This window comes from Methylobacterium sp. B1 (assembly GCF_000333255.1).
Classification (GTDB): Bacteria; Pseudomonadota; Alphaproteobacteria; order Rhizobiales; family Beijerinckiaceae; genus Methylobacterium; species Methylobacterium fujisawaense.
The window spans coordinates 1-4,968 of sequence record NZ_BACT01000513.1 but is presented as its reverse complement, the minus strand read 5'-3'; the positions used below and the strand labels follow the sequence as shown (position 1 = coordinate 4,968).

Annotated in this window: 4 protein-coding genes and 1 pseudogene; 3 read left to right on the top strand and 2 right to left on the bottom strand. The window is 71.2% G+C overall.

The features are described 5' to 3' along the window. The 3 genes and pseudogenes from flgG to flgH all read left to right on the top strand — a co-directional run. Positions 1-774 (top strand): flagellar basal-body rod protein FlgG (flgG, locus tag I53_RS15165; protein ID WP_251982328.1); only part of this gene is annotated, 774 nt, incomplete at its 5' end. A gap of 34 nt (positions 775-808) precedes the next feature. After that, positions 809-1,959 (top strand): annotated as a pseudogene (gene flgA, locus I53_RS15160) (flagellar basal body P-ring formation chaperone FlgA). Between the two features lie 36 nt (positions 1,960-1,995). Next, positions 1,996-2,745: a flagellar basal body L-ring protein FlgH gene (gene flgH, locus I53_RS15155; RefSeq protein WP_043352094.1), complete on the top strand. Its 750-nt coding sequence runs from the start codon at positions 1,996-1,998 to the stop codon at positions 2,743-2,745. Between the two features lie 6 nt (positions 2,746-2,751). On the opposite strand, the gene I53_RS15150 is transcribed toward flgH, so the two are convergent. After that, complete coding sequence (locus tag I53_RS15150; RefSeq protein ID WP_043352092.1) at positions 2,752-4,062, bottom strand: Gfo/Idh/MocA family protein; 1,311 nt, start codon at positions 4,060-4,062, stop codon at positions 2,752-2,754. Positions 4,063-4,145: 83 nt separating this feature from the next. Beyond that, entirely contained in the window at positions 4,146-4,583 is a 438-nt protein-coding gene (locus I53_RS15145) for a PilZ domain-containing protein (RefSeq protein ID WP_251982327.1), read from the bottom strand. Positions 4,584-4,968: the final 385 nt, after the last annotated feature.

Here is a 4,968-nt window from a genome sequence, read left to right as displayed (position 1 = left end):
GCCGCCACCGGCATGGCGGCCCAGGAACTCAACGTCCAGGTCATCTCGAACAACATCGCGAACCTGCGCACCACCGGCTACAAGCGCCAGCAGGTGCACTTCCAGGATCTGCTCTACCAGAACCTGCGACGGGCCGGCGCCTCGACCTCGCAGCAGAACACCCAGCTTCCGGCCGGCCTCGCCCTCGGCTCGGGCGTGAAGACGACCTCGACAGCCCGCGTGATGTCCCAGGGCACGCTCTCGTCCACCGAGAAGGATTACGACGTCGCGATCCGCGGCGAGGGGTTCTTCCGGGTGACGCTCCCGGACGGCCGCACCGCCTATTCCCGGGACGGCTCCTTCGACCTCTCGGCCTCGGGCCAGCTCGTCACCCGCGACGGCTACCTGCTCGATCCGGCGATCACCGTGCCGCAGAACGCGACGTCGGTGACGATCAGCGCGACGGGCGTCGTGCAGGCGAGCATTCCGGGCCAGACGGCGCCGCAGGCGCTCGGCCAGTTCCAGCTCTCGCGCTTCGTCAACAAGGTCGGCCTCGAATCGATCGGCGACAACCTGTTCGTCGAGACCGCGGCCTCCGGGCAGGCGATCAGCGGCCTGCCGGGCGCCGACGGCTTCGGCAACCTCCAGCAGAGCTACCTGGAAGAGGCGAACGTGAACGCCGTCACCGAGATCTCGTCCCTGATCGCCGCGCAGCGCGCCTACGAGATGAACTCGAAGGTCGTCACCGCGGCCGACCAGATGCTCTCCACCACCACGCAGATGTTCCGCAGCTAACCGCGCGACCCGCACCCGCTTCAGGTCCCTGAACATGTATGCCGGCATGCATCCCGCCCATCCCGCTCATCCCGATCCCGACTTCGAGACCCTCGATCTGCCCCGTATCGGCATGGCGGACGGAAGTGACATCAGCCCGATCATCCGCCGTCCCCGGCCGCGGGTCTCCCCCCTCGGCTCGGCCGTGATCCTTCGCGCGGTGCTGGCCTTCCTGACCTTCGCGGTCCTCGGCGCCCTGGCGATCCCCGCCATGGCCCAGGCTGAAGGTCTGCGGCTGCGCGGCGACGTCACAGCCCGCGGAGACATCCTGACGCTGGCCGACCTGGTCGAGGGCGTGCCGGAGCGCCTGGCCGCGCGTCCGCTGTTCCGCGCACCCACCCTGGGTGCCACCGGGACGATCCAGACCCGCCGCATCCTCGACGCGGCCGCCGCCCTGGGTCTCGCCAACCTGGAGACCGGGGGCCGGCTGCAGATCGCCGTGCAGCGCGCCGCACGCCGCCTCGGGCCGCCGGAGATCGAAGCCGCGCTCAAGCGCGGCCTCGAGACCAGCTACGGGCTCGACCCCCGCAGCGTCACGATCCGCTTCGACGGCGACGGCCGACCCTGCTCGCTCCGGTGGACCTCGAAGGGCAGGCCGCGGCCCTCGACGTCACCTACGACCTGCGCTCCCGCCGCGTCGCGGGGCTGGTCAGCCTCGGCGAGCGGCAGGCCTCCCTGCGGGTATCCGGCGTGGTCGTCGAACTGCGCGAAGTGGCGGTGCTCACCCGGACGCTCAACCGCGGCGAACCGGTGAAGGAGGGCGACGTCGTGGCGGAGCGGCGTCCGCGCGAGACCGTCGCCTCCGACGCGCAGGGAAGCGCCACGGCGGTCATAGGCGAGGTCGCCCAGAACACGCTCACCGCCGGGACCGTGCTGCGGATGACCGACACCGCCCCGCCCGAACTGGTCGCGCGCGGCGAGAACGTGACCATCGTGTACGAGACGCCGAACGTCAGCCTGTCGATGCGCGGCCTGTCGAACGATTCCGGCCGCATGGGCGCCGTCGTCAACGTCGTCAACGTCGCCTCCAAGAAGATCCTGCAGGCCACCGTGATCGGCCCCGGCCGGGTCTCGGTGAGCCCCAGCCCCGCGGCTCAGCAGGCCGCCGGCGCCGCCCCCGTCCAGGCGACCGCCTCCCTGCGCTGACCGCCCGTCCTGCACGCGTCGAAGAGTGATTGCCCGATGGCCCGCCGCATCGTCCTGAACCCGCTCGCCGCCGCTCTGATCGCCGGCGCGCTCGGTGCCTGCAACACCGCCGACCGCCTCTCGCAGGTGGGCGCGACCCCGGCCTTGTCGGCGATCGAGGATCCCACCACCCAGCCGGGCTACAAGCCGGTGCGGATGCCGATGCCCGACGTCCAGCCGGTCTCGTACGCCCCGAACTCGCTGTGGCGGACGGGCTCCCGCGCCTTCTTCAAGGATCAGCGCGCCGCCCGGCTCGGCGACCTCCTGACCGTGAAGGTCAACGTCACCGATCAGGCCAACATCAGCAACGAGACCAAGCGTTCCCGGGCCAACACCGAGAGCTTCGGCTTGCCGAACGCCCTGGGACTGGAGAACAACGCGGTCGGCAAGTCCTTCGGCGTCGGCAGCACCGCGCTGCTGTCCGCCACCTCGGCCACCGCCAATGACGGTGCCGGCTCGGTCCAGCGCGCCGAGACCGTGACGACGAACGTCGCCGCGGTGGTCACCCAGGTTCTGCCCAACGGCAACCTCGTGGTCGAGGGCAAGCAGGAGATCCGCGTCAACTTCGAAGTGCGCGAGATGGTGGTCGCGGGCGTCGTCCGACCGGAGGATATCGAGTCGGACAACACCATCGACTCGACCAAGATCGCCCAGGCCCGGATCGCCTATGGCGGGCGGGGCCAGATCACCGACGTGCAGCAGCCGCGCTACGGCCAGCAGATCGTCGACATCTTGCTGCCGTTCTGAGGCCCTTCAGCCCGGCTCCTCCGGCTCCGGCCCACGGGTGACGTCGAGGCCGGACCCGGCTCCGGGGGGCGGCCCGACCTTGACCGGAGCGCCGGTCCGCGCGGCCTCGTAGATCGCCTCCATCAGCACCTGATCCTGCAGCCCCTCCTCTCCGGGGGTGCGGGGGCGCAGATCCTCCTGGATGCAGCGCGCGAAGTGGTCGAGTTCCAGGGCGAACTGGTTCTTGGGGCTCAGGACCTTCTCGTCCCGCGCGGCGTTCTTGCCGTCGCGGTGGCCGATGATGAGCCGCTGGCCCTGGTAGGCGAAGGCGTTCTGGAGGTCGATGGCGGCGGTTCCGGTGTGCAGGGTCAGGCTTCGCGCCTCGTAGACCCCGTAGCTCGACAGGCACTGGGCGATCACGCCGGACGGGAAGTGCAGGGTGAAGCTCGCCGTCTCCTCGACCTCGCGGTACTTAGGATCGTCCGGCGGCGAGTGGATCTGGGCCTGGATCAGGTTCGGCTCCTCGCCGAGGACCGCGCGGGTGGTGTTCAGGCAGTAAAGCCCGATATCCGGCAGCGACCCGCCCCCTGCCAGCGCCTTCCGCAGGCGCCACTGCTCCGGCAGTCCCGTGGTCTGGCCGTTGAAGGCCTGGATCAGCCGGGGCCGGCCGAACTCGCCCGAACGGGCGAGCTTGATCACGGCCCGGTTGTGCGGCTCGTACTGGCACCGATAGGCGATCATCAGCTTGACGCCGGCCTTGGCGCAGGCCGCGATCATCTCGCGGCACTCGTCCGAGGAGACCGCCATCGGCTTCTCGCAGAGCACCTGCTTGCCCGCCGCCGCGGCCGCCACGACGTTGTCCCGGTGCACGCCGTTCGGCGTGACGATGTAGACCGCCTGGACGTTCGGGTTGGCCTTCAGCCGATCCCACCCGTCGTAGCCGTACACGGCATCGTCCGGCAGCCCGTATTGCCGGGCCACGAGCTTCGCCTTGTCGGGGGAGCCCGACATCACCGCCGCCAGGCGGGCGCGCTTGGCCTCGCCGAAAGCCGGGAGAATCTCGTCGAGGCTCAGGCGCCCCAGACCGACGACGCAGTAGCCGACCCGCTGGCCCGGCGGCTGAGGCGCCGGGCTCGGGGCGGGCGGCCTGTCGCCGGCACCGCGCCAGTTCGGGAACATCACCCGTCCGCCCTGCACGGCGCCGGTATCGGCCGGAACCGAGGGGGCCGGTGGAGTGCCCGGCGGGGCGGCCTGGGCGCCGCCGCCCATCGCGGCGCCGGCCAGGGCGCCCCCGGCCGCGAGAAGATTGCGTCGTGAGAGCCGGGTGTCGTCTGCCATGGGCCTCGCCGTGTCGCCGGGACGGAATGGACGCGCCTTGGGCGCCGCGTGGCGTGGAAGCCGCCGAGGGCGGAACCGCGCTCTCAGTGAACGCGACCCGGCGGCGTGCCGTTTCCGTCGAGAAGCGCGGCGCGCAGACGCGCCACCTCCGCCTCGCTGGCGGCGAGCCGGCGCGCGATCGCCGCCGGCTGCGTCGCGGCCCCCGTCTCGGCGAAACCGAGACCGACGCTCTCGCCCGCCCGCCAAGCTATGAAGGCCCGCCGGGTCTCGCCGCGGCAGGGGATGAACAGCTCGATGCAATCGGGCAGCGTGGCGTCGGCAGGGACCCGGATCCGTGCCCCGTCCAGGGACACGTCGCGGACCGTGCAGTCGAGATCCGGCAGAAAGGCCGCGACGCGGAGTCGGCCGCCCAGGCAGACGCGGCGTCGGGCCCACCGCCTGTCCTTCCGCGACCGGCCGGAGACGACGCAGGTCGCCCGCGCGGACGCGGAGCCGGTGGAGGAGGTCCGCGGACCGCCCACGCTGCACGCAGCCGAGTAGGCTCGACCGCCGGCCTCGCCGGCACCGTGTGAAAGCCCGGCCGGAGGCCCACGACCGGGCAGCCCTGTCACCGCCGCCCGCTTGGCGGAGCCTCCGGCCGTTCCACTTGTTCCAGCTCCGGCCTCGCGGGGCGGCGCAAAGACGAAGGTGCGGATGAGCCTGAACCTGCCGTTGCGAGGGCTCACCGTGCTCCCTCTGGATCATGACGGCGGCGCGCCCTATTCAGCTCACAGATGCCCCATGACGGCGCCCGCGTCATCAACAGCTACCAGGCGGAATGCGATTTCGCCCCCGGTATAACCCGACGAGTATAAGCCTGAGATAGCTACTTCGTCTGGGTAAGGGCGGGGTGGAGATCCTCGTCTG